Genomic DNA, 21849 nt, shown 5'->3' with positions numbered 1-21849 from the left:
AGCGAAATCTGTAGTAAAACCTACTTATGCTGGCGGTAACCTACAAGTACCGGATTGATCCAGATGCCTCTTGCTCTTGTCCGGTGGACAGGGGTTCCTGGGTGCAGGAGTCCATCCTGCCTGCCGATGCACCGTTCCCTGTGGATTAGACTTGTTTTGCAAGCTGGCAGTAGCCAGGAAGGCTGGGGAAGGGGAACCACCTGTCCAGTCGTTTTGTCGGGGGTTGTAGACCCAGACAAGTGGCGTGGGGCAGGAATGCCCAGCCGCGAGGTAAGGACTCCGTCCTGCTGACGGGAAGGGTGGCCCGCGCTCTGTCCGTAGGACGAGCGCCGGGAGGATGTCACGGTGCATGAAGGGTGGGATCCTCTGCACAAGCGTTCGTGAGGTTGGGTTCATGTCTTCCGTGCTGTGGCAAGCGATTGGGTATGCCTGTGGGATCTCGCTGGGGCTCCTAGGCTTGGTTGCCCTGGTCAACGTTCTTGTGGGGTGGCTGGATCGGCAGACCTCAGAGACTCCGGAGGAGCCGACCGAGTCGCCAGAACCCTGCAGCACAACGGAGGGATCCCCGTCGGCATGAGTGACAGGGTTCGCGTTCACGTCTGGATACGGGGGCGGGTTCAGGGCGTGGGGTTTCGAGCCCACACCGAAGCGATGGCTCTCCATGCGGGTGTTCAAGGGTGGGTGCGCAATTTGCGGGATGGTCGTGTAGAGGCTGTTTTTGAAGGATCCCCTGCTGCGGTGGAGGCCATGCTGCGCTGGTGCCAACAGGGCAGCCCCGGTTCGGTTGTGGAGGCCATTGAGCAACGTTCCGAGCCGCCGGAAGGTCTACCCACTTTTGAGATTCGCCCTACCGTTTGAGGAAGTTTCGCTGTTCTGAGGATCTGCTTCAAGCTGGGCTGCTCCGGCCTCGTCCTGGGTTCTGGGCTGCCGTCCCCAGAAACTGTCTGTGAGCTGGGATCCCTGCAAGGTCACACTAGAATGGTTACACCGCCAGTTTTTCCTATCCCATGACTGTTGCTGCCCCCGCCAAAGTGCAATACGAAGCTGTGATTGGGCTGGAAGTTCACTGCCAGCTCAGCACTCGCTCCAAGATCTTCTCCAGCAGCGCGACAGCCTTTGGCGCTCCCCCCAACACCCAGATTGACCCCATCTGCATGGGCCTGCCCGGCACCCTGCCGGTGCTCAACGAAAAGGTGCTGGAGTACGCGGTCAAAGCGGGTTTGGCCTTGAATTGCACCATTGCCCCCTACAGCAAGTTCGACCGCAAGCAGTACTTTTACCCCGACTTGCCCAAAAACTACCAAATCTCGCAATACGACCTGCCGATTGCCACCCACGGCTGGATCGAGATCCAGCTCAGCGACGGTCGCACCAAGCGCATCGGCATCACCCGTCTGCACATGGAAGAAGATGCGGGCAAGCTGGTCCACGCTGGCAGCGACCGCCTATCGGGATCCAGCTACTCTTTGGTGGATTTCAACCGAGCGGGGGTTCCCCTCATCGAGATCGTCAGCGAGCCGGACATCCGCAGCGGGGAAGAAGCGGCAGAGTACGTGCAAGAGCTGCGCCGCATCCTGCGCTATGCCGGGCTGTGCGATGGCAACCTGCAGGAGGGATCCCTGCGCTGTGATGTGAACATCTCGGTGCGTCCGCTGGGATCCCAGACCTTTGGCACGAAGGTGGAAATTAAAAACATGAACTCCTTCAACGCCATCCAACGGGCCATCGAGTACGAGTTCAACCGCCAAGTCAAGGCTGTGGAGGCGGGCGAGCGGATCGTGCAAGAGACCCGCCTCTGGGAAGAAAACAGCCAGCGCACCATCAGCATGCGCAAGAAAGAGGGATCCAGCGACTATCGCTATTTCCCCGAGCCCGATCTGCCGCCCATTCGCGTTACCGAAGCGCAGAAAACCCGCTGGCAGGCAGAGCTGCCGGAATTGCCCGGTGTGAAGCGGCGACGTTACCAGGAGGTGTACGGCCTCTCGGTGTACGATGCCCGCTACCTCAGCGATGAACGCAACACCGCCGAATACTTTGAAGCCGTGATCGCCGCCGGTGCCGACCCGAAAGCAGCCGCCAACTGGATGATGAGCGACATCGCCAGCTACCTCAACACCCACAAGCTGGACTATCCCGACATTGCCCTGAAGCCGGAAACCCTGGCCGAGCTGATTGGCCTCATCGAGCAGGGCACCATCTCCAGCAAAATCGCCAAGGAGATCCTGCCGGAACTGCTGGAAAAAGGGGGATCGGCCCGCGCCCTGGTGGAAGCTAAGGGCATGACCCAAATCTCGGATAGCGCTCTGCTGGGGCAGATGATCGCCGAGGTGCTGGCAGAAAACCCCGAGCAACTGCAGCAGTATCGGGGGGGCAAAACCAAGCTCTTCGGCTACTTTGTCGGGCAATTGATGAAAAAAACTCAGGGACGGGCAGATCCAAAGCTGGCCAACGACCTGCTCAAGCAACACCTCGACGGCTAGCTCCAAGCATCGGTGAGGGAATAGCCCAACTCCTGCATCATGCGCCGCAGCAGGGGCAAGCTCAGCCCGATCACATTGCCGGGGCACCCCTCGATCCGCTCCACAAACAGGCTGCCGCGGCCATCGATGGCAAAACAGCCAGCACAATTGAGCGGCTCACCGGTGGCCACATAGGCGCGGATCTCCTCGTCGCTGGGCTTGGCAAAAAACACCCGCGTCACCGCATAGTGGGTGAGGCGGCGGTTCTGCTTCGTGTCAATTAAGGCATGGCCTGTGTAGAGCTCTCCCACTTCGCCCCGCATTTGCCGCAAGCGCCGTTCCGCCTCTAGGGCATTGGGCGGCTTACCTAGGATCTCGCCATTTAGGTAGAGCACAGAGTCGGCCCCCACAACCAAGACGGGCTCCCGTTGCTGGGCCGCCACCACTTCGGCTTTCGCCGAGGCCAGCTTCTGCACCAGCTCCACGGGATCTGAGCTTTTGATTTGGCTTTCGTCGAAGTAGCTGGGTTGAACGCGATGGGGGATCCCGGCAGCCTTTAACAATTGGCGGCGGGCAGGGGATTGCGAGGCCAGTACGATAGGAGGCAACATCGACTCAACACCTAATTAACACCCAAAGCCTGGACGTTTGCTTAGGGGAAGTTCGCTCTGTGAGCTAGTTTCCATTAGCTTAGTTAGTATGCGCCTGATGGGCGTTGAAAGGAAACTCTCTCGATATCTTCCCAGCTGGATCCCGTTTGTGACCACTCTCCCCACCCAAGCTGATCTCGATCTTGCCCATTCTGGGATCCTCCAGCGCTATTGGGGGGATCAAGACACTCCGGAAAGCCGCTGGGTGAACTTGCTGGTGGCGGCGCTGGTTTTCTGTTCGTCCACCTTCTTTGTGGTGGAAACCTATCCCGTTCCCCCTGAGGTGCGTCTTGGGCTGGAGCGGGTGGATCGCCTCATTCTCGGCCTGTTTGTGGTGGAATATCTGCTCCGCCTGGCGGCGGCCCCGCAAAAGCTGCGCTACGTCTTCAGCCTCTATTCACTCATCGATTTGCTGGCCATTTTGCCCTTTTTTGCCGGGCTAACCGATATTCGCTTCATTCGCCTCTTGCGCTGGTTTCGCATCCTGCGGCTGCTGCGCTTGGTGGAGGGCAAAACCCTGTTTGGGCAAGTGATCTCCGCCGATAGCCGCATTTTGCTGCGCATTTTCTTCACCCTCTTTGCCATTGTTTTCGTCTACTCTGGGCTGATCTACCAGGTAGAACATCCAGTGAATCCTGGCGCTTTTGCCACCTTTTTGGATGCTTTCTACTTTTCCGTCGTTACCATGACCACGGTGGGGTTTGGGGATCTCACCCCCACTTCTGAGCTGGGCCGGCTGCTGACAGTGTTGATGATCTTGACGGGCATAGCCCTGATCCCTTGGCAAGTGGGGGAGTTGATCAAGCAACTGGTAAAAAGCGGCAACTCGGTACAGTGGGCCTGCCCAGGCTGTGGCCTCTCCCAGCACGATGGGGATGCCCAATTCTGCAAGCGCTGCGGCACACTGCTCTATCCAAGGGATTGAGGCTGTTGGCCAATTTGGGGCAAAGACAGGATAGGCTAGGACGGGTTGCAGGAGGATCTGCGATGTTGGCCCACCCCGAGCTAACCATCCCCGGCAAGCTGAACGTGAAGGCGGGCGTGGCGATGCTGGTTGCCGCCATTGTCCTCGGCTGGATCCTCAGCCAAGTTCAGCCGTTGCCGCTCGCCCCCCAGGAGGCTTCGGGGATCCCTGCCGAGCCCCTCCTCTGGCAGGAGGTGCCCAAACAAAAGTACGCCTGGCACATTTGCTACGCCTTTTTGGGCAACATGGGGTTGATCAACATCGGCGGCGGACTGGCCCTGGTGGTGCTGGGATCCCGCTTTACGGCTGGGCAAATGCTCTCGCAAATTCTCCTGTTGGGGGGAATGCTGCACCCGGCTTCTTGGGCTTTGGTGGCCCTGACGGGGCTGGAAGGGTGGGGCTGGCTGGGTAATGCCGGAGCCGCAGCGGTGGCGGTGGTGGTGATGGTGTTGTTTGTTTACCTGGTCTTGGCCACCTGCCGTTCCCTACAAGCCGTCCGAAGGCTGACCCAATCCCGAACCTGCCGTTAGCCCCAGTTGGGGAAAGCTGAGAAATCGTTTAAGATCGTTAACGGCAACACTCTAAACAACCGGACGGTGCTCTGCATGGCGGTGCAAGAGGAGGTTTTTTTTGAGGGCGGCCCCCACAGCGGCGATTTGGTGCTGAACTCCTTCATTGGGGCTACGCTTGTCGGCTTGCCTCTGTTTGTGGGGGCACTGGTGCGCAAGCTGTGGGTACACTATCGGATTACCAATCGTCGCATCACCGTGATCGGGGGGTGGGGCGGCAAGGAGCGCTCAGACGTGATCTACAGCGAGATCGCCAAGGTGGTTATGGTGCCCCGTGGCTTGGGCGTGTGGGGAGACATGGTGCTCACCCTCAAGGACGGCAGTCGCCTGGAGATGCGGGCCCTGCCTCGCTTCCGCGAGATCTACAACTACATCAACGAGCGGATCGACGAGAAAGCCAAGCAGGTGAGCGGCCCAATTGGCAAAAAACGCCGCTCTGCCAAGTCCTGACAGTGCCTGAGCCTTGGGGATCCCTTCCTGTGGCTGTCCCCACTCTTCCCAGCCGGGATCCCGCTTGGCCTGAGCGCCTGGCCCTGGTGCACGAGTACCTGATCTGGCCGGGGGGATCGGAAAAGGTTTTGCAGGAGCTGGTGGCTTTTGCCCCACAGGCCCCCCTTTACGTTAGTCTCTTCTCGGCTCACACCCTGCCGCCGAGCTGGCAGGAGCTGTCGATTCACACCTCTTTTTTGCAAGGCTGGGCCAAGTGGCTGGGGGTGTTGCGCCCTGACTACCACGCCCGCCTCAAGTATCTGCTGCCCTGGATGCCGTTGGCCTACGAGAGCTTCGACTTTTCGGGGTATGACTGTGTGATCTCCAGCAGCCACGCCTTTGCCAAAGGGATCCTGACGGGAGCCTCTACCCTGCACCTGAGCTACATCCACAGCCCCACCCGTTACCTCTGGGAGAACCGGGAGCTGTATCTGCAGCGAGAAGGGCTGGGGAGAAGCGGGCCTGTTGGCGCAATTGGCCAATGGCTGCTGCACCGCTTGCGCCAATGGGATTTTCTGGCAGCTCAACGTCCAGATCTGTTGATCGCCAACTCCCAGCACATTCGCCGCCGCATTGCCAAGCTCTATCGCCGCGAGGCTGTGGTCATTTATCCGCCCGTTCCGCTGCAGGGGTTGGAGCCGGTGGCGGATCCCAGCGCCGATTATGACCTGGTGGCAGGCCGACTGGTGCCCTACAAACGGGTGGATCTGGCGATTGCCGCCTGTGAACGGCTGGGTCGTCGGCTGCTGGTTGTGGGCGAAGGGCCGGAGCTGGCTCGGCTCAAGCGACTGGCGGGGCCGCAGGTGGAGTTTTTGCCCCATCAGCCCCCCGATCGTTTCCGGGAACTGCTAGCCAATTGCCGGCTGCTGCTGTTCCCCTGGGAGGAGGATTTTGGCCTAGTGGCAGTGGAGGCCCAGGCCTGCGGCCGCCCCGTGGTTGCCCTCAACCGGGGAGGTGCCCAAGAGACGGTCATCCACGGCCAAACCGGCATCCTCATTCCCGAGGCCAGTGTGGAAGCGCTGGTGGAAGGGCTGCGGCAGGCGGATCGACAGGAATGGGATCCGCAGCGGATTCGGGCCCATGCTCTGCAATTTGCCCCAGAGCGGTTTCATGCCCAGCTGGGAGCCCTGTTGCGCTGGGCTTGGCCTCGTTTTCAAGCTGGAGAACGGTTGGATCCCCGAGAATGGAGCGCTCAGTAGGGCCGCCGCTGCACAAAAGTCGGCAACTCAATCCGGTTGCGACTGCCCGTTTCCCCTCCTGCCCGTGAAGCGGCCAAAGCGGAGCGTTTCAGGAGCCTTTCTGTCCGTTGGCGCCAGCCGAGCGGGGCACTTTCTTCCCGCTCGTCCAGGGTGAGCGGCGGGATCCCTGGGGTGGGTGTTCTCCAGGTGGTGGCCGGGGAAGGAGCAGACTCGTCAGCCGCGGCAGGAATCCGTTCCTGGGCCCGATGATTCGACCTGGGCTCGACAACCGCTGGCTGAGGGGAAGCGGAGGCCGACTGACGCAGTGTGGCCAGTTGCTCTTCCAGTTCTTGATTGCGCTGCTGCAGCAGGGCCACTTCCTTTTCTTGGGTTTGCGCGTAGGCGTGGGCCTGCACACACTCGGTTTTCAAAGCCATCACCTGCTGCTGCAACTTCTCGATTTGCTTTTGGCTGACCAGATGATGGGCCTCGGCCAGTTCTCGCCCCCGCCGGGCTGCTTCCAGGCTTTCTCGGGTGTCCTGCACCTGCTGCTGAACTTCCTGCCACTGGGCAAGGGTGGGACGCTGGGCCAACTCTTGCATGAGCTGATCCCGCTCGGCTCGCAAAGCACCAAGCTCGCGGGTCAAAGCCTGCACCTGCTCCTCCAGGGCAAGGATTCGCTGCGCCTGTGAGGACTCTGTTTCCCTGAGGTGGGCGGCCTGGGCTGCTTCCGCTTCCAGCTTGGCAATCTGTTGGGCTTGCTCGGCCTGCTGCCGCTGACTCTGCTGCAGCTCTTCCAGCAAGGTGGCCCGCTCGGCCTTGGCAAAAGAGGCCTGTTGGCGCAGATGATCCAGCTCCGCCTGCAAGCGTGCCCATTGCTCTGGGGTAGGACGCTCTTCCAGTTCGCGAATACGTTGCCGGGCGGTGTTCAGGTCAGCTTCCATGTGTGCCTTTTCGGTTTCCAGATGGGTCTTCAAACGCTGCCATTCGGCTTCCGCTTGGCGGTGGGCAGCCTCTAGCTCCGCCCGTAGGGTTTCCAGTTCTTGTGCAGAAGGTCGAGCAGCCAACTCTTGGATTTGCGCTTGCAATTGTGCTTTTTCCTCCTCTAGCTGCTGTACACGGAGCTGCAGTTGGGCTTGCAAAAGCTGCACCTGCGGCAACTTGACGGCGTATTCTCCCAATTGGTTGGCCTGCTGTTTCAGCTCCAGGAGCTCCTGCTGCAGTTGGTAAAATCGGGCCGGATCGACGCGCCGCTGCAATTCCGCCTTGAGGGTTTCAATTTCCGTCTGACTGGTTTGCAACTGCTGCTGCAGAATGTGGTAGTGCTCCAGCGTTGGACGGCGCTCCATTTCCCACAGGAGATTCTGCAGTTCTTCGATGTGCTGTTGCTGAAGCTGAAAAGCCTCTGGGGTAGGGCGCTGGGCCAGCCGCGCTTTCTCCTCTTGACACGCTTGCAAAGCTTGATCCCGCTCTTGAATCTGGGCCTGTGCTTCCAGCAGTTGATGTTCCAGGCGATGGATGCACTCAATCTGCTGCAATGACAGCGCTTCCGATTCGGCGAGGGATCGCTCTAGGTTGCGCACCCGCGCCCGCAAGGCTTTTAGCTCCTCTTCCCCTTCCATATCCAGGCTGCTCGACAGGTTATGGGCCTTACTGTAGCAGATGGTTTGGGCAAAAATCCAGCTTGCCACTATATGTGGCGTGAATTTTTAGTTTTTCTCGAAAAGGACGCTAAGCCTGTTATCCCCACCCTCTATACTGAGAAGGTGAGTTTTCAGATGAACCCTGTGATGAAGCTGGGATCCAAACCTTGGGGATGGGTGCTGGGCCTGCTGGGTGTGGCCTTGGTCGGTTGTGGTGCCGATGCGCTGACGGCCAGTACTCCCCTGCCGCCTTTGATCACCAGCAGCGATATTCCTTCTGTGGTGAATCGGAACGGCTTTTTGGAGCTGGGGGTTTCGGTATCGGTGCCGGGCCGGATCCCGGCGGAGCTGGCGTTTCAGGTGTCGTGGTCGGGGATCGAGGTGCAGACGCTATCGGCAGCCCAGGTGAATTGTGTGTCTGGAGAGGTGTCTTGTACAACCCGCTTCCGCATTCGTCCTCCCCTAAGCTTGGTGCCCGGCTCCTACCTAGTCAGTTTGCGGGTCTTCGACCGGTTGGGCCAAAGCGCTGTGGTGACCGGGACGGTGCTGCTCAGGGATCCCTGAGGTCGCCCTATCCTTGCCCAGCCTTGAGAAAGCGGTGCGGTTCCCGTTCCCATAAGCATTGCGTAGCAACATAGGGTGTCGTAGGCGTAGCACTTTTGCCCGGATTTTGAAAGGGATCAGCGGGGGGGAAATACTTTTTGGCGAACATCGTCGGCGAAAGCTTCCACTGCTTCTCGGATCGCCTGTCTCAAATTGGTATAGGCCTTGGCAAAAGGGGGGAGCCGCTCGCTCAGCCCCAGCAGGTCGTGGGTGACCAAAATCTGCCCATCGCAGGCCGGCCCGGCTCCAATGCCCAGGGTTGGGATCCCCACCTGGGCTGAGATTTGGGCAGCCAATTCCGCCGGCATGTGCTCCAGAACCAGGGCAAATGCCCCTGCTTGTTCCAGGCTGAGGGCCTCTTGTCGCAGACGCTCCGCCTCCGGAGTGGTTTTTCCCTGCTGGCGATAGCCTCCCAGTTGATGTTTGGCCTGCGGAGTGAGGCCGATATGACCCAAAACCGGGATCCCCCGCTGCACCAGAAAGGCCACCGTTTCCACCATGTCGGGGTAGCCCCCCTCCAGCTTGACCCCGTTGACTCCTGCCTCCTTCATCAACCGCCCTGCTGAGAGGAGAGCTTGTTCTTTGTGGACTTGATAAGTCAAGAAGGGCAAGTCGGCCACCAAAAAGGCCCGTTCTACCCCGCGGCGCACGGCCTGGGCATGGTGGAGCATCTGTTCCAGCGTCAGGGGCAGGGTGCTGGCATACCCCAAGTTGGTCATGGCCAAGCTGTCGCCCACCAGGATCAAGTCGATCCCAGCCTGATCCAAAATCTGAGCGGTGGCGTAGTCGGCAGCCGTGAGGGCCACCAAAGGTTGACCCGCCTGTTTGGCCTGGCGAAAGTGGTGAATGGATAGAGCAGCCATATCTCCATGATCTCATCTGGGCGTTCCCGCCAGCGGTGCGGAGCACTTTCCCATCAACCGCATCCCGTGGGGGAAGCAAGCTTGGCTTTGAGGCTGGGAAGAAGCAGGAGACTCGGTTTGCCGTTAAGATGGTAAAGCCCCACAGCTGACTGGAAGGGTGACAGAGTGGTTGATTGTGACGCTCTCGAAAAGCGTTGTGACTGCAAGGTCACCGTGGGTTCGAATCCCACCCCTTCCGTCTTCAGGCATACAGTTTTAGAACGCCTTGCCCAGCTAGGGCCTCTGGGATTTTTGGGGATCCCACCCAAGCCCTTCGCATCAGCGGTGCGGTTCCCCCATAACACTTTGGCATGGAGCCAAGGTCAAGGTTGGATGGGGTTCTTGGCCTTTCTTCTAGAGTCTTATGTTCACCGCTCCTGCTCTCTCTGCCCAACTGCATCCGCTCATTCAGGGCTTATCTGAGGCAATCCTGAACGTTTGGGGATCTACCCTCACCCTAGCCCCCTATCCTCTGCCTGAAGATCTGGGCTACGTGGAAGGCCGCCTAGAGGGTGAGAAATTGCAAATTGAAAACCGCTGCTACCAAGGGGATCCCTTTCGCAAACTGCACCTGGAGCTGGCCCAGGCCGGGCAAAGCCTGGATATTCTCCATTGCGTTATGTTTCCGCAGCCGCAGTACCCGCTGCCGCTGTTCGGTTGCGACATTGTGGTCGGTCGCGGACAGGTGAGCGCCGCCATTGTCGATCTCTCGCCGGTGACCCCCAGCTTGCCCGATCTCTATATCCAAGAGCTGGAAGCGTTGGGATCCCATCTCGTCCCTTTCCAACACCGGCGCCGGTTGCCGGAGTGGGGCACGATTTTTTCTCCCTACTGTCTGTTCGTGCGTCCTGCCGACGAAGCAGAGGCCGAGCGCTTTTTACACTTTGCCTGCCGTTTCCTGGAAATTCACTGCCGGCTGGCGCAGCAGATCCCCCCACAGACGGATCCCGGCCAGATTTTGGCCCACTACCAGGGGCAGCAGCGCTATTGCAGCCAGCAACAGCAGAACGACCGCACCCGCCGCGTTTTGGAAAAAGCCTTCGGTCCCGCCTGGGCAGAGCGCTACATGAACACCGTCCTTTTCGATTTGCCTCCCAGTCCCGTGCAGATCTAGGCGGGATCCCCTTGCAGCCGCTGCTGGATGCTCAACGCCAATTTTTGCCCCAGGAACTCCGGCATGGCTGGAGTTGAATCCGGCCCCAGCAAGTAGAAAATAAAGCGCGTCTGCTTGCGGCGGAGCATCAAGTTGAGGTTAACAACGGTCAAATCCTCCTGCGCGAGGGCCGTCATCACCCGGTAAAACGCGCCCGGCTGGTTGTCCACATCCACCAGAAGTGTGGGCAAATGAAACACCGGGTCAAAATAAAAAGAAACCTGCACGTCTTTTAGTCCGGCCTTGAGATCAAACTCCAGCGCCAAGGTTTCGTGAACGCGAAACACACCCGCCAGGCATTCGTGAATAGCCCGTTCTAGACTGAGCTTGGTTTGGGAAGATAGGCTGTGGCCATCGCGGGAGACAATGGTGCGGATAAACACCAGGTGCGGTGAGTAGATCTGCCCATAGAGATGAATGCCATGCACCGAGAGATTAAAAGCAGTGAACACCCCAAACAGATCGCTGAGCAGAGAAGGTCGGTTGCGGTAGGCCAGACAGACCACCGTCTTGCGACCTTCGTCCTGCACCTGTACCACCGCCTTGCGGGTCTGGTAGAGGGTGTAAGCCAAGCGCAGATTTTGGGCCTGTACCTCGCTGCTGACAAACTGGCTGTAAAAAGGCGGAAAGCTCTGGTTAAAACGCCGCATCAGAGCGGATCGCGTCAGCGGCACGGAGTCCTTGCGGGTGCTGACTTTGAGCGGCTGAAGATCTTCATGGGCAGCCCTCTTCCGCGCTTCCCGATCCCCGGCAACTCCTAGAGAAGCCACCTTGGGCTGGGGAGTGCCCTGCTGTGCTGATTGCTCATCAGTTGACATCGACCTCGCCACCTGCGTTGCTCCTTCTCCATCGTTGCTCAGTACGCCCTAGCCAAACCCCATCTATCCGCAAAATCACTGAGGCTCGGAACGAATGTCAACGCTGCATCCAATTCTTGTTCAATGCTTTTGGACTTAATCTATCTCACAGGGCTGAGCTGGTCATCCAAAGAGCCGCTGAGGGTCATCCCCCAATTGGGGGGGCTCCCCCCCTTTTTTCGCTGCTGAACCGACGGCGTAAGCCTTCAAATCCTAGGATAGCCGGGATAGCTGGAGTAGGCTCTTAAAGCCTAAACTATGAATTGAGCAGAGCGCTGCAATTTAAAGTGCCGCATTGAGTGCTGGCCGGCTGGGTGACATGAAGCGCTATCTTGTTGGCCATCACTTTGGTTTTCCTTTAGGTTTGTGAAGGGATCCCTGTGAGCAGAACTGTTGCCAATCCCACTCCGTTTTCGCCCGCACAAGCGCTGGACCCCGCTGGTGCTTGGTGGGATCTCAGTCTCATCGCCTCCCCTGCCCAAGAAGACCTGATCTTTTGGCGGCTGGAGAATTTTGGCTGTCGGGGCATGACCAGCCAAGCCCACGGCGAAGATCAGATTTGCATTCACGCCTATCTGCCTTGGCCTCACGTCAGCCTCTTGGATTTGGCAGCCCTCTCCCTGCGCCTGCAGCAGGATGCCCTCATTGCCGGTCAGCGGGTTCCCAAGCTGCGCTGGGAACGCATAGAGGCGGAAGATTGGAGCAGCAGTTGGAAGCAGCACTGGCAGCCCCAATGGGTCGGGGACAAGTTGCTCATTTGTCCGGCCTGGCTGGAGCCGCCCCCTCACCCCGGTCGGCACCTGTTGCGGCTGGATCCCGGTATGGCCTTCGGCACGGGCACTCACCCCACCACGCAGCTCTGTCTGGAGTCGCTGGAGATGCGCCTGGAGGGCGGCGGGGGTGCCGAGGGAGTGACTGTGGCCGATGTGGGCTGTGGATCCGGGATTCTGTCGTTGGCGGCGGCCCTGCTGGGGGCGAAGCGGGTATTTGCGGTGGACATCGACCCCCTGGCGGTGCAAGCCACGATGCACAACCGCGATCTCAACGGCCTGACGGATCGCATTGTGGTCGCTCAGGGCAGCCTGGAGCAGATTCCCGAAATGGTGGATGGGCTGGTGTGCAACATCCTGGCAGATGTGATCCTGGATATGATCCCGGAGTTTCGGCTGGTGGTGAAGGAGGGGGGATGGCTGATCCTCAGCGGCATCCTCATCGAGCAGGCCAAGTTGGTGGCGGAGATGCTGGAGGCCAACGAATGGGTGGTGGCAGCCCTCTGGCGACGGGGGGAATGGTGTTGTCTGAACGCACGCATGACCTGAGCGCTTTGCCCCGATTGGCGATTGACCCAGCGCAGCGGGATCCCAGCGGTGTTCTCCATTTAACTGGTCTGCAACAGCACTACTTGCAGCGGGTACGCCGCCTCAGGCCAGGGGATCTCTTTTTGGTTTTGGACGGCTCAGGCAAGCTGTGGGCGGCCCGTTGGCAAGCCCAGGGATCCCGAGTTGTGGGCGAGGTGGAGACGCTGCCGCGGGAATTGCCCGTTTTTTTGCATCTGGGCTTGGCGGTGGTCAAAGGGCAGGGGTTTGACGAGGTGCTCCGCCAGGTTACCGAGCTGGGGGTGGCGCGAATTACCCCCCTGCTGACAGAGCGCACCGTGTTGGAACCGGGATCTGGGCGGCAGGAACGCTGGCAAAAAATTGTGCGGGAGGCCGCAGAACAATGTGAGCGGTTGCGCTGGCCTCAGGTCGATCCCCCCACCCCTTGGACAAGTTGGCTGGCGGAGCTGCAAGCCGTTCGCGCTACTCGGACGGAGTCCTTCTGGTGGGGTATAGCCGTGGCTCGGCACAAAGCGCCCCCGCTGGTGCAAGCCCTGCCAAAGCTGCAGATCCCGGCCTTGGCCATAGCCATTGGCCCAGAAGGGGGCTGGACGGTTGCCGAACGTCGGCAGGCTGAGGAATATGGGGGAGTGTCCGTCTCCCTTGGCCCTACCATCTTGCGAGCTACCACCGCCGCTGTTGTTGCCACCAGCCAAATTGCCGCCACCTACTCCTTTCGTGCCACTCGGACGGAGTCCTTTTTGGACTGGAGCTTGGATTCAGAGCCCTTGGGCTTCGTTAGCGACGGGGAGCGCTGTCGCCGATAATCGATAATGAAGCCGTTCACGTGAGCGGGACGGAGTCCTTTACAGCAGGCCGTGGTTTCGGGCGCGGCCAAGGCCACCCTAGCGAGGGAGAACGGGAATGGAGACGATCCAGGCGGTGCGGGGCACCCGAGATATTCTGCCGCAGGAGGTGCGGCTCTGGCAGCAGGTGGAAGCCAGCGCCCGAGAGATCCTGGGACGGGCCAACTACCAAGAAATTCGCACCCCCATCCTGGAGTTGACGGAGCTCTTTGCCCGCAGCATTGGCAGTGCCACCGACGTGGTGGGCAAGGAGATGTACTCCTTCAGCACCCGTGGCGAGCAAGAGGTGAGCCTGCGCCCAGAGAACACGGCGGGCGTGGTGCGGGCCTACATTCAGCACGGGCTGCAAACGGCTGGAGATGTGCAACGCCTCTGGTATTGTGGGCCGATGTTTCGCTATGAGCGTCCCCAGGCGGGGCGGCAACGCCAGTTCCACCAGTTGGGGGTAGAGCTGCTGGGCAGCCGGGATCCCCGCGCCGATGCGGAAGTCATCGCCTTGGCCTGGGAGCTGTTGCAAGCGGTGGGGGCGGAGAACCTGAGCTTGCGGCTCAATTCCCTGGGGGATCCGCAGGACCGGCGGGCCTATCGCCAGGCCCTGGTGGACTACCTCACCCCCTTGCGGGAAAAGCTGGATCCCGACTCCCAAGAGCGCCTCACCCGCAACCCGCTGCGCATTCTGGATAGCAAGGATCCCCGCACCCGCGAGATTGCCGAGGGGGCCCCCAAGCTGCCGGATTACCTCGGCCCAGAATCGCGGGCTTTCTTCGAGCAGGTGCAAGCTCACCTGCAGATGTTGGATATTCCCTACCAGTTGGATCCCTACTTGGTGCGGGGCCTGGACTACTACACCGACACCGCCTTTGAGATCGTCTCACCTGACTTGGGATCCCAGAGTACCGTCTGTGGGGGTGGTCGCTACGACGGCTTGGTGGAAGAGCTGGGCGGACCTTCTACCCCAGCGGTGGGCTGGGCCGTCGGCATGGAGCGGCTGGTGCTGCTGTTGCAAAAGAAACAAGGGGAGGCTCCGCCAGCACCGGTCGAGGTTTACGTGATCTCCCGTGGGGCGAAGGCTGAGGCCCAATCCCTCCGGATCGCTCAAGCGCTGCGCCAAGCTGGTTTCTGCACCGAGCTGGATCTGAGCGGCAGCGCCTTTGGCAAGCAGTTCAAACGGGCCAGCCGCAGCGGCGCAACTTGGGCTGTTGTGCTAGGGGATGCGGAAGCTGCAGCCGGAGAGGTACAGCTTAAGCACCTGCCTACAGGGCAACAGCAAACCCTTTTGCAAGCCGATCTGATTCAGTATCTGGCATCCCATTCGGGTCAGCAGTGCGGAGCACCTAAGGTGATGGAGCTATGTTAAATTTCTGGGTTCGGCGCGACGGCCAAGAAGACTGGCAGCCGGTACCAGCCGAGGGCGCAGTTCTGGAAGAAGATACCTACACCATTGTTGCCCGTTCGCCTCAGCCCCACTTCACCATCACGGTGGAAGTCCGGCAGCGTCCTCTGTCGTCGCAGAATCAGGGCCCTGACACCGCCCCGACTCCCCCACAAGTCCAAACCCGTTCTGTGCGCACCAACGATGAAGGGATCGGCATTATTTTGCCTGCCAGCCGCCTCACCCCTGGGTTTTGGGAATTGCACTGCCGAGATGCCGACTTGATCGCAGAACTGTTCGGTGAAACCGAGTTGGACAATTGTCTCCGTTTTCAGGTTGTGCCTGCCCCTCTGGAGCCGGAACGAGGGATCCCTGCCCCGGTGGCTGAAGAGGCCGGGTTTGAGCCCCCCCAGAAAAAAGAGGTCGCCATCCCGCCAGAGCTGTTTTCCCTAATGCACAGTGAATTGGAGGGATCCCCGGAGGAGGTGCTGGTGTTGACGGGGCGGATCGGCTGCAGCGGCGAGCTGCGGGTACAGGTTTGGCCAGAAGGGGAGGAGAGGCCGCTTTTCCAGGGACAACGGCAAATTCAACTCCCGGCGGGGGCGCGGACGGCGGTGTTCAGCATCCCCATCACCCTGCCCAGCCAAGTGTGGGCCCGTCCTTTACGGGGAGAACTGGCCCTTACTCCCTCCTCCTGGTGGGATCCAGAGCCGTCGCCTCAGACCCTGACCATCCCCTTTTCCATTCGCTGTCGCAGCCAAGAGGCAGGACTTCTTGGCGCAGGGATCCCCCTCCCGCAGCAGCAAGAGGAAGAGAGGCTGGCCGATGCTGCCAGTCCTGCCTCGACCGCAACCCTGCTCTCTCCCGAACGAACCTTGCAAAAGCTGCTGCGCATCTGGCAGCACAGCGCCCCCATTTCCGTCAGCGTTGCCGAGCAACAGCGAGAGGAGGACTCAGCTTCGCCCGTTCAGCCCGCCGAGACCCAAGCCCTCCGCTCCTTCCCGGAAAAGGATCCCCTGCCATCTGCGCCCAACCCCTCCGCTCAGCCCCTACCCGAAGCAGAGACGGCAGAGTTGCCATCGCCCATCTCCTCCCCTTCCCCACCACCCCAAGCTGAGGCCATCTTGCCAACGCAAGCGGCAGCCGGGATCCCGAGTAGCCCTGTAGCTCCCTCTGAAAACTCGCTGCTGCCCCCCGCTCCGCCTGGGGTTTGTCCAACTCCCCAACTGGTGGTGCCCGAGCAACTCCGAGCCGGAGACAATTTCGATGTGGTGTTGCGCTTGCCCCCCACGACCAACCCTGCTGCAGGCCATCAAGCCCCTTTTTGGATCAAGTTTTGGGTCAAGCATGGCCGCACCCGCTCGTTGGTGGATGGCCCCCGCTGGTTGCTGGACTTCTCCCGTGACGAGCAGGGGCAGTGGCAAGCCCTCACCCGCATGACCATCCCTCCCGGAGTCCCTGAGCTGATCTTTGAAGCTTGGGCCGTCAGCCCGGATCGTCAGCAGCAGAGTGACCGAGTTACAGAGCGCCGCTCCATACTGCCTTGAAGCCTGGCTCAGTCGCTGTCTTGGACGGAGCGCACCATCAGCACTGGGCAGCCGATGTGCACCCGCACATAGTCGGAGATGGAACGCCCCAGCAGCCGATCCAAATCGGGAATGCTGCGGGCAATGCTGGGCCGGCGATCCGGGGATCCCATCACCAGCAGATCGGCCTTGCTTTCTTCAGCCAGGCGGACAATCTCCGTAGCCGGATCCCCGACGGCAGTTAACACTTGGTGGCCGATTTGCCGGTTTTTGAGGGTATCGATTGCCCGATCTAGGGCCTCATCTCTGCCTGGGTTGTCGGCATCCAACTGCACAGAGGCCAGGAAGATCTGGGCCCCTTGAATGCCGGAGATCAAGTCAAGGGCCGTGGCAAAGGCGGCCTGGGCAGCGGGGGAGTTGTTGAGGGCCACCATGACATGGCTGGGGTATTTGACGTAGGCGTCGTCTTTGACCAGCAGCATTGGGCAGGAGGCGAGCTGGAACACATATTGGCTCACCGAGTTCTGCAAAATGGCCATGATGCGGTTGCGCCCCCGGGATCCCATCACAATCAGCGGATTGGGCAGGGACTCGGCCACCTGCAGCACCACCACCTTGGGATCCCCTTCCACCAGTTGCGTGCTGATCTTTAGCCCTGGGCGGGGGGGGAAAGTCTGCAGGGTTTGGGCCAGCAGTTCCTGCCCCTTTTGCCAGGCAGCCCGCATCTCCTCGGCAGAGGTCTGGGAAGGCACCGCATGCAGCAATGTCACGTGGCACTGGGCAAAGGCCGGCAGAGACAGAAGGGTATGCACCATTTGCTCAGTGGGGCCGCTGCCATCAATGGCGGCAATGAGGTTCTCAAATCGAGGCATGGGATCCGTTCTCCGGGCCGTAGTTTGCCAAGACTCATCCTAGATCTGCCCCTGCGGATCCCTGTTACCGTAGGGGATGTCCTGCAACATTTTGTTGGGTTTAGTAACTTAGCCACACATAGCCGGTGAAGCCGCCGCCGGCGTTGGTGTTGCGACCGGTCAAGAATTGAAACCCTCCCAAGCCCAGCGTTAACCCTCCCTCCAACCGCCAGTTGAGCTGGCCCGAAAGCTTGAGGTTGTCGTAGTCGGGATCCTGAACCGCCAAATCTCCAAACAGCGAAGGTGCACCGTTGCCCAAGGTAAAATCTCCATCCAAAGCCAGGATGGCCTGCAGCTCAGGAGTCAGGTCTGCCCCGAAGGTCAGGTTGGCCTTGACCCGATCCCCGGGATAGCCCAAGTAATCTCGGAACGTGAGGCAGGAGTCGAAAAAGGCGGGCAGGGATCCCAACTGGGTATTGGCCGCCACCCCAACTTTGAGATCGTAGCCGAAAACACCGTACCCCAAGGGCAGGGGGATGTCTCGGGTGGCGTATCCCGGCGGGATCAAGGCCGTCAATTGGGCCGAAAGGAAGGGATCCCCGTTCCCCCAAGTATGGCGCAGGCCCAGTTCCAGATCCCGCAGGCCCTGGTTGCGCTGGGTAACGGTGTCAGCCCCGCTGGCAAAGCGATTTTCGATGAAAACGTAGCTGGTGTTGAGGTTGAGAGTGAGCTGATCGCTAAGGCCAGTCTCGGCGAAAAGGTTGAGGCGGGTTTCTCCGTACTCCGAAAGGGCCGGCTGCAGGCGTCCCCCCTGATCAAAGCGGGTGCGAGGCCGATAGACCTCCGGCTGCAGCGAAAAAAAAGTCTTGCCGGCACCGCGGGGAAAACCGCATCCTGCCCAGGCCGGCAGCTCCGGCGGCATTGTGCTGACCACCAGACTCACCAGCAGGCTTGCCCTTAGAAATCTCAGCTTCTCCATGGCAGGGATCCCGGCAGCTTCAGGGGGATTGTATCCCCAGGATTAAGCTCTGGGCCAAGATCCGGGACAAAACCGGCTTTGGAACGACTGCTAACTATGAGGTGGCAGCCGGTAGGCCCACCTGTGCCCGGAATTGGCGAGCGGCGGTCAGCGCTCCGAAGGGATCCCCCTTATACAGGCCGTAGTGCATCAAGGACAGGTGCCGCAGCCCCAGTTGAGACACTTCCCGCAGCCACTCCGGCTGGCTCATGAGCTGAAAGTCTGTATGGACGGTGTCGGCCCGTCCGCCACTGGGGTGCTTGTCTTTGATGGAGGGCTCGTAGTGGGCCAACATCAGGTTGGAGTGGATAGGGGAAAACAGGCGGCAACAGAGGCGGATTTGCTCTGGGTTGCCGGGATCCGGGCCGTTCAGCTCTGGGTTAAACTCCCCTGGCCGCCGCTGGCGCATCGACTGGAAGGCGATCCCGTCCATCCGGCTCAGGGTCTCGGCAAAGGGCTCCACCATGCTGCGGCCTGCCCCCCGGGAAGGGTCGTCAAAGGTGGCAATCCAGCCCCCCCAGCACAGGGCTACTTCGGCTGCCGGCAGCCGCTCCTTGATGGCTTGGCGGGCTGTGAGGACATTGCGCATTAGGGCTTGGTAGTAGAAAGCAGTGTCGGCGTTGTAGGTATCTGCTGGGATCCGCCAATAGGAAAACTCCGTGGCCAGGCTCCAATAGGTAGGGCGGCCTTGGGGGTTGGCTTGAGCGATATAGCCGGCCAATTCGGCTACATCCTGGACAAACTGCTTGGAGATGTGGTAGTCGCCGCAGGGGCGGTGGGTGTCGTCTTCCCAGGTGATGATGTGGAGGGTATAGCCCCGCTCAAACCACTGCCGCAAAAGCCCGGCCTGGTGCCAGTTGCGCCAAAAGGAGAGATCCCCCTGGCGGTGATCAAAGCTGTTCAGCCAGCCGCTCAGGAAATGGGGATCCCACCCCTGCGCCACTGCCGCCACCTGCGGATCCGACTCGATTTCCCAGAGGAAGCGACCGGGATCCTCGCCAATGCCCACCTGCCAGCGGGCCAGCAGCTCTGACAAGTTCATGCTTCCCGTCTCGGCATTTTCCGGGCTGCGACTCCCCTGCTGACTCAAAAACTCCTGGCCACAGCCGGCAACCCCATAGGCAGCCAGCAGCGCTCCGCCCGCTTGCAGCACCTGTCGCCGCTGCCAGGATCGTCTCCTTTTCATCTCCTCTCCTCCTGCGGTTCCTCTTGGTGTTGGCGAGCCCACAGCCGCACTTGGGGGGAGCTATAAACCTCCCTGAAGCCCGGCAGCCCCTCAAAATTGAGCTCAGGCCAAAATTGCAGGATGCGATCGGCGCTCCGCAAGGGATCCGCCAGCCCCGCTACCAAGAGGTAGTCCACCCTTTCCTGGGGATGCTGAAGGGCCAGGGCAAACTCGTACTGGTGAGGAGTAAGGAAAGAGCGGGGATCCCTTGCCCAAAAGATAGCCTCAAAGTGGATGTCGTCGTCCACCAGCACTTTTTGTCCGGGCAACAGGTGGCGATAGAGATACTGCCCAACCTGGCGCTTTTCCTGCCGCAGCCTCCGCCAGTCTTCTAGGGCTTGCCCAGCAGAGGTTACTTCATACAGGTTTTGGGCAGCTTCCAACTCGCCACTAAGGGGCACTACCCCTGCCACCAGCCGCTCCCAGAGATCCCGCTCCTCGGCCACCAGGGGCATGAGGAAACCCGGCTCTTGGCTCACCCCATAACCGGCAGTGAGGCAGTTCAACCCCAAGAGGGCAGTGATCAACAGGCGCTTAGCCCAGCCGGGGCCGGCTCCGCGACACAAGTAGGCGCCCATCAGCAAAGGCAGCGGCACCCAGAAAAGGCCAAAGCGGCTCAGCTCCCGCAAAAACAGCCCCTGCCCTAGAGAAGCCAGCAGGATGACCAGCGGCATCCCCCAGACCAGAGCCCATACCCAGCGACCCGGGCCTCGGCCCAGCAGGGATCCCAGCCCCAACAGCAGATAGGCAGGGGCCAGCACCGCCAGCCATTTCCCAGCCTCCAGCACCCCCCGCCAGCCACCCGCCTGCTGCAAGTCTTCCCGCAATTGCGGCAGCCGCAGACCGCTGCCCACCTGGTAGGTGAAAGCCCAGGGATCCCCTACCGACAGCCAATTCACATACAGCCAGCTCAGGATCAAGGCTAGGCTGACAAAGCCGGCCACCAACAGCGAGGCCCAGCGAAACCCCCAGACTTCTCGGCGAAAGGCCACCAGCAGCAGCATCCCCGCCCAGGGCAGCAGCCATCCGCTTTCCCAGCGCAGCACCATCAGGGGCCCCAGCGCCAGCCCAACGAGCAGCAGCCTCAGGGTAATAGGCAGCTCATCCCCTGCCGCCACTGACTTCCCCGCTGCTCGTTTCTCGTCAGCCAGGGGAAACAACAAGGCCATGTTTACCCCCAGCAAAAGCGAGGTGGCCGTCCAAGCGGGGCTGCGCAGCAGCATCAAGATCAAAGCCGGCTGCAGCATCATCAACAAACCCCACAGCCAGCGCCATCCCACTTCCACCGGCAAGCCGCGCAACTGCCGCCACGTCCAGCCCAGCAGCAAAGAGCCCAAGATGGTCTGCAGCAACAGCGGGGATCGTCCCAGAATGGCCGTAGCCAGCACCAGCGAAGGGGGAAAAGTGGTGCCCACGACGGGCAGGCGGGGATCCGGCCCCAAGGCCGCTACGGATCCCTTGTAGCCAAGAAACTGCATCTCCAAGCTCACCCAGCTCCAGCCTTCCTTCAAACCCCACAGAAGGCTAGCCAGCAGCAGAAACAGGATCCCGGTAGACCCGAAGAGCCGCAAGAAAGCCCTGAGCTTAGTGAGAAACATGGGTTGCTTTAACGACTTCAAGAAGTTAGAAGGCAACTCATTCAACAGCGAATCAAGCCTTAAGAGTTGTCTGATGAGAACAAGTTTCAGAAAAAGTATGGGGATGGGCTGACGTGTCTGGGAACTGGACACAGGGCTAGATTAGCATTCCCTGTCTTGAGAGTCTTTTTCTACGAGTTTTGGCGTAGGCCAATTCAGCCATATTGTCGATGAGGAGGTCTCGGACGCTGAGAGAGAATGAGGGTGACTTTGCAAGGACATGATCTTATGTTGCAGGCTGTGCGGGACGTGAATGAAGCAGCAGTTCCAGCGCTTGAGCTGGTGCCCTCTCAAGCAGAAACCCGTCCTTGGGGATCCTTCTGGGTTTTGGATGAAGGCCCGATGTACAAGATCAAGCGCATCGAGGTGAAGCCTGGCCATCGGCTCAGCCTGCAGATGCACTACCACCGCAGCGAGCACTGGATCGTGGTCAGGGGCATAGCGAAGGTTACCCGTGGAGAAGAGGTGATGCTGCTGAGCTCCAACGAGTCCACCTACATTCCCCCCTGCACCAAGCACCGCCTGGAAAACCCCGGCACCCTTCCCTTGGTGTTGATCGAGGTGCAAAACG

Annotated in this window: 22 protein-coding genes and 1 tRNA gene; 15 read left to right on the top strand and 8 right to left on the bottom strand. The window is 60.3% G+C overall.

Annotated features, from left to right (window positions below):
• Positions 1 to 394: 394 nt before the first annotated feature.
• The 3 genes from NW840_RS13225 to gatB all read left to right on the top strand — a co-directional run bounded on the left by NW840_RS13225 (position 395) and on the right by gatB (position 2480).
• A complete protein-coding gene (locus tag NW840_RS13225; RefSeq protein WP_041436250.1) occupies positions 395 to 577 on the top strand; it encodes a hypothetical protein in 183 nt (60 codons plus the stop codon).
• The gene (locus tag NW840_RS13220) at positions 574 to 858 is read left to right on the top strand and encodes an acylphosphatase (protein ID WP_011432352.1); all 285 of its coding nucleotides are present in this window, start codon (positions 574 to 576) and stop codon (positions 856 to 858) included. Before NW840_RS13225 ends, NW840_RS13220 begins: the two co-directional genes overlap by 4 nt.
• Before the next feature lie 149 nt (positions 859 to 1007).
• Positions 1008 to 2480 (top strand): Asp-tRNA(Asn)/Glu-tRNA(Gln) amidotransferase subunit GatB, encoded by a 1473-nt coding sequence (gatB, locus tag NW840_RS13215; RefSeq protein WP_011432351.1) that lies wholly within the window; start codon positions 1008 to 1010, stop codon positions 2478 to 2480.
• Here the strand turns inward: gatB and NW840_RS13210 are convergent.
• Positions 2477 to 3070, bottom strand: a complete 594-nt coding sequence (locus NW840_RS13210) for a Maf family protein (protein WP_414344760.1) — start codon at positions 3068 to 3070, stop codon at positions 2477 to 2479. The two genes, gatB and NW840_RS13210, sit on opposite strands and share 4 nt — an antisense overlap.
• A gap of 148 nt (positions 3071 to 3218) precedes the next feature.
• Between NW840_RS13210 and NW840_RS13205 the strand changes: the two genes are divergently transcribed.
• From NW840_RS13205 to NW840_RS13190, 4 genes are all read left to right on the top strand, one after another.
• The gene (locus NW840_RS13205; protein ID WP_414344758.1) at positions 3219 to 4034 is read left to right on the top strand and encodes an ion transporter; all 816 of its coding nucleotides are present in this window, start codon (positions 3219 to 3221) and stop codon (positions 4032 to 4034) included.
• A gap of 62 nt (positions 4035 to 4096) precedes the next feature.
• Entirely contained in the window at positions 4097 to 4603 is a 507-nt protein-coding gene (locus tag NW840_RS13200) for a hypothetical protein (protein ID WP_011432348.1), read from the top strand.
• Between the two features lie 75 nt (positions 4604 to 4678).
• On the top strand, positions 4679 to 5092 hold the full coding sequence (locus NW840_RS13195; protein WP_414331919.1) for a PH domain-containing protein: 414 nt from the start codon (positions 4679 to 4681) through the stop codon (positions 5090 to 5092).
• Positions 5093 to 5121: 29 nt separating this feature from the next.
• Entirely contained in the window at positions 5122 to 6330 is a 1209-nt protein-coding gene (locus NW840_RS13190) for a glycosyltransferase (protein ID WP_414344757.1), read from the top strand.
• On the opposite strand, the gene NW840_RS13185 is transcribed toward NW840_RS13190, so the two are convergent.
• Positions 6324 to 7931, bottom strand: coding sequence for a hypothetical protein (locus NW840_RS13185; RefSeq protein ID WP_414344756.1), 1608 nt, complete (start codon positions 7929 to 7931; stop codon positions 6324 to 6326). The two genes, NW840_RS13190 and NW840_RS13185, sit on opposite strands and share 7 nt — an antisense overlap.
• A gap of 156 nt (positions 7932 to 8087) precedes the next feature.
• On the opposite strand from NW840_RS13185, the gene NW840_RS13180 reads away from it, so the two are divergent.
• Positions 8088 to 8516: a hypothetical protein gene (locus tag NW840_RS13180; protein ID WP_414344754.1), complete on the top strand. Its 429-nt coding sequence runs from the start codon at positions 8088 to 8090 to the stop codon at positions 8514 to 8516.
• Between the two features lie 116 nt (positions 8517 to 8632).
• Here NW840_RS13180 and panB read toward each other — a convergent pair whose 3' ends face one another.
• Positions 8633 to 9418: a 3-methyl-2-oxobutanoate hydroxymethyltransferase gene (panB, locus tag NW840_RS13175; protein WP_414344752.1), complete on the bottom strand. Its 786-nt coding sequence runs from the start codon at positions 9416 to 9418 to the stop codon at positions 8633 to 8635.
• A gap of 151 nt (positions 9419 to 9569) precedes the next feature.
• Between panB and NW840_RS13170 the strand changes: the two genes are divergently transcribed.
• Together NW840_RS13170 and NW840_RS13165 are read left to right on the top strand one after the other, a co-directional pair.
• A tRNA-Ser gene (locus NW840_RS13170) sits at positions 9570 to 9656 on the top strand.
• A 165-nt stretch (positions 9657 to 9821) separates the two neighbouring features.
• Entirely contained in the window at positions 9822 to 10571 is a 750-nt protein-coding gene (locus NW840_RS13165; RefSeq protein ID WP_414344751.1) for a phycocyanobilin:ferredoxin oxidoreductase, read from the top strand.
• Here NW840_RS13165 and NW840_RS13160 read toward each other — a convergent pair.
• Positions 10568 to 11428: a hypothetical protein gene (locus NW840_RS13160; RefSeq protein WP_414344749.1), complete on the bottom strand. Its 861-nt coding sequence runs from the start codon at positions 11426 to 11428 to the stop codon at positions 10568 to 10570. The two genes, NW840_RS13165 and NW840_RS13160, sit on opposite strands and share 4 nt — an antisense overlap.
• Positions 11429 to 11895: 467 nt before the next feature.
• Between NW840_RS13160 and prmA the strand changes: the two genes are divergently transcribed.
• From prmA to NW840_RS13140, 4 genes are all read left to right on the top strand, one after another.
• Complete coding sequence (gene prmA, locus NW840_RS13155; protein WP_414344762.1) at positions 11896 to 12786, top strand: 50S ribosomal protein L11 methyltransferase; 891 nt, start codon at positions 11896 to 11898, stop codon at positions 12784 to 12786.
• Complete coding sequence (locus tag NW840_RS13150) at positions 12762 to 13610, top strand: 16S rRNA (uracil(1498)-N(3))-methyltransferase (protein ID WP_414344747.1); 849 nt, start codon at positions 12762 to 12764, stop codon at positions 13608 to 13610. Before prmA ends, NW840_RS13150 begins: the two co-directional genes overlap by 25 nt.
• A gap of 97 nt (positions 13611 to 13707) precedes the next feature.
• Positions 13708 to 15006 (top strand): histidine--tRNA ligase, encoded by a 1299-nt coding sequence (gene hisS, locus NW840_RS13145; RefSeq protein ID WP_414344746.1) that lies wholly within the window; start codon positions 13708 to 13710, stop codon positions 15004 to 15006.
• Entirely contained in the window at positions 15000 to 16568 is a 1569-nt protein-coding gene (locus NW840_RS13140) for a hypothetical protein (RefSeq protein ID WP_414344744.1), read from the top strand. The genes hisS and NW840_RS13140 overlap by 7 nt, the downstream gene beginning before the upstream one ends.
• Before the next feature lie 8 nt (positions 16569 to 16576).
• Here NW840_RS13140 and NW840_RS13135 read toward each other — a convergent pair whose 3' ends face one another.
• The 4 genes from NW840_RS13135 to NW840_RS13120 form a co-directional block, all read right to left on the bottom strand.
• A complete protein-coding gene (locus NW840_RS13135; protein ID WP_414344742.1) occupies positions 16577 to 17419 on the bottom strand; it encodes a universal stress protein in 843 nt (280 codons plus the stop codon).
• Positions 17420 to 17519: 100 nt separating this feature from the next.
• On the bottom strand, positions 17520 to 18377 hold the full coding sequence (locus NW840_RS13130; protein ID WP_414344740.1) for a hypothetical protein: 858 nt from the start codon (positions 18375 to 18377) through the stop codon (positions 17520 to 17522).
• Between the two features lie 94 nt (positions 18378 to 18471).
• A complete protein-coding gene (locus NW840_RS13125) occupies positions 18472 to 19602 on the bottom strand; it encodes a hypothetical protein (RefSeq protein ID WP_414344739.1) in 1131 nt (376 codons plus the stop codon).
• Positions 19599 to 21239 carry a hypothetical protein gene (locus tag NW840_RS13120; protein WP_414344738.1) on the bottom strand — a complete coding sequence of 547 codons (1641 nt, stop codon included), beginning with the start codon at positions 21237 to 21239 and terminating at the stop codon, positions 19599 to 19601. Before NW840_RS13120 ends, NW840_RS13125 begins: the two co-directional genes overlap by 4 nt.
• A gap of 267 nt (positions 21240 to 21506) precedes the next feature.
• Between NW840_RS13120 and NW840_RS13115 the strand changes: the two genes are divergently transcribed.
• Positions 21507 to 21849, top strand: a 343-nt coding sequence (locus NW840_RS13115; protein ID WP_414344737.1) for a phosphomannose isomerase type II C-terminal cupin domain, incomplete at its 3' end; no start/stop codon positions are given.

It is taken from the genome of Synechococcus sp. R5-13, from assembly GCF_047462015.1.
GTDB lineage: Bacteria > Cyanobacteriota > Cyanobacteriia > Thermostichales > Thermostichaceae > Thermostichus.
The sequence above is the reverse complement of the archived record's forward strand: the minus strand, read 5'-3'. Positions and strand labels throughout refer to the sequence as shown.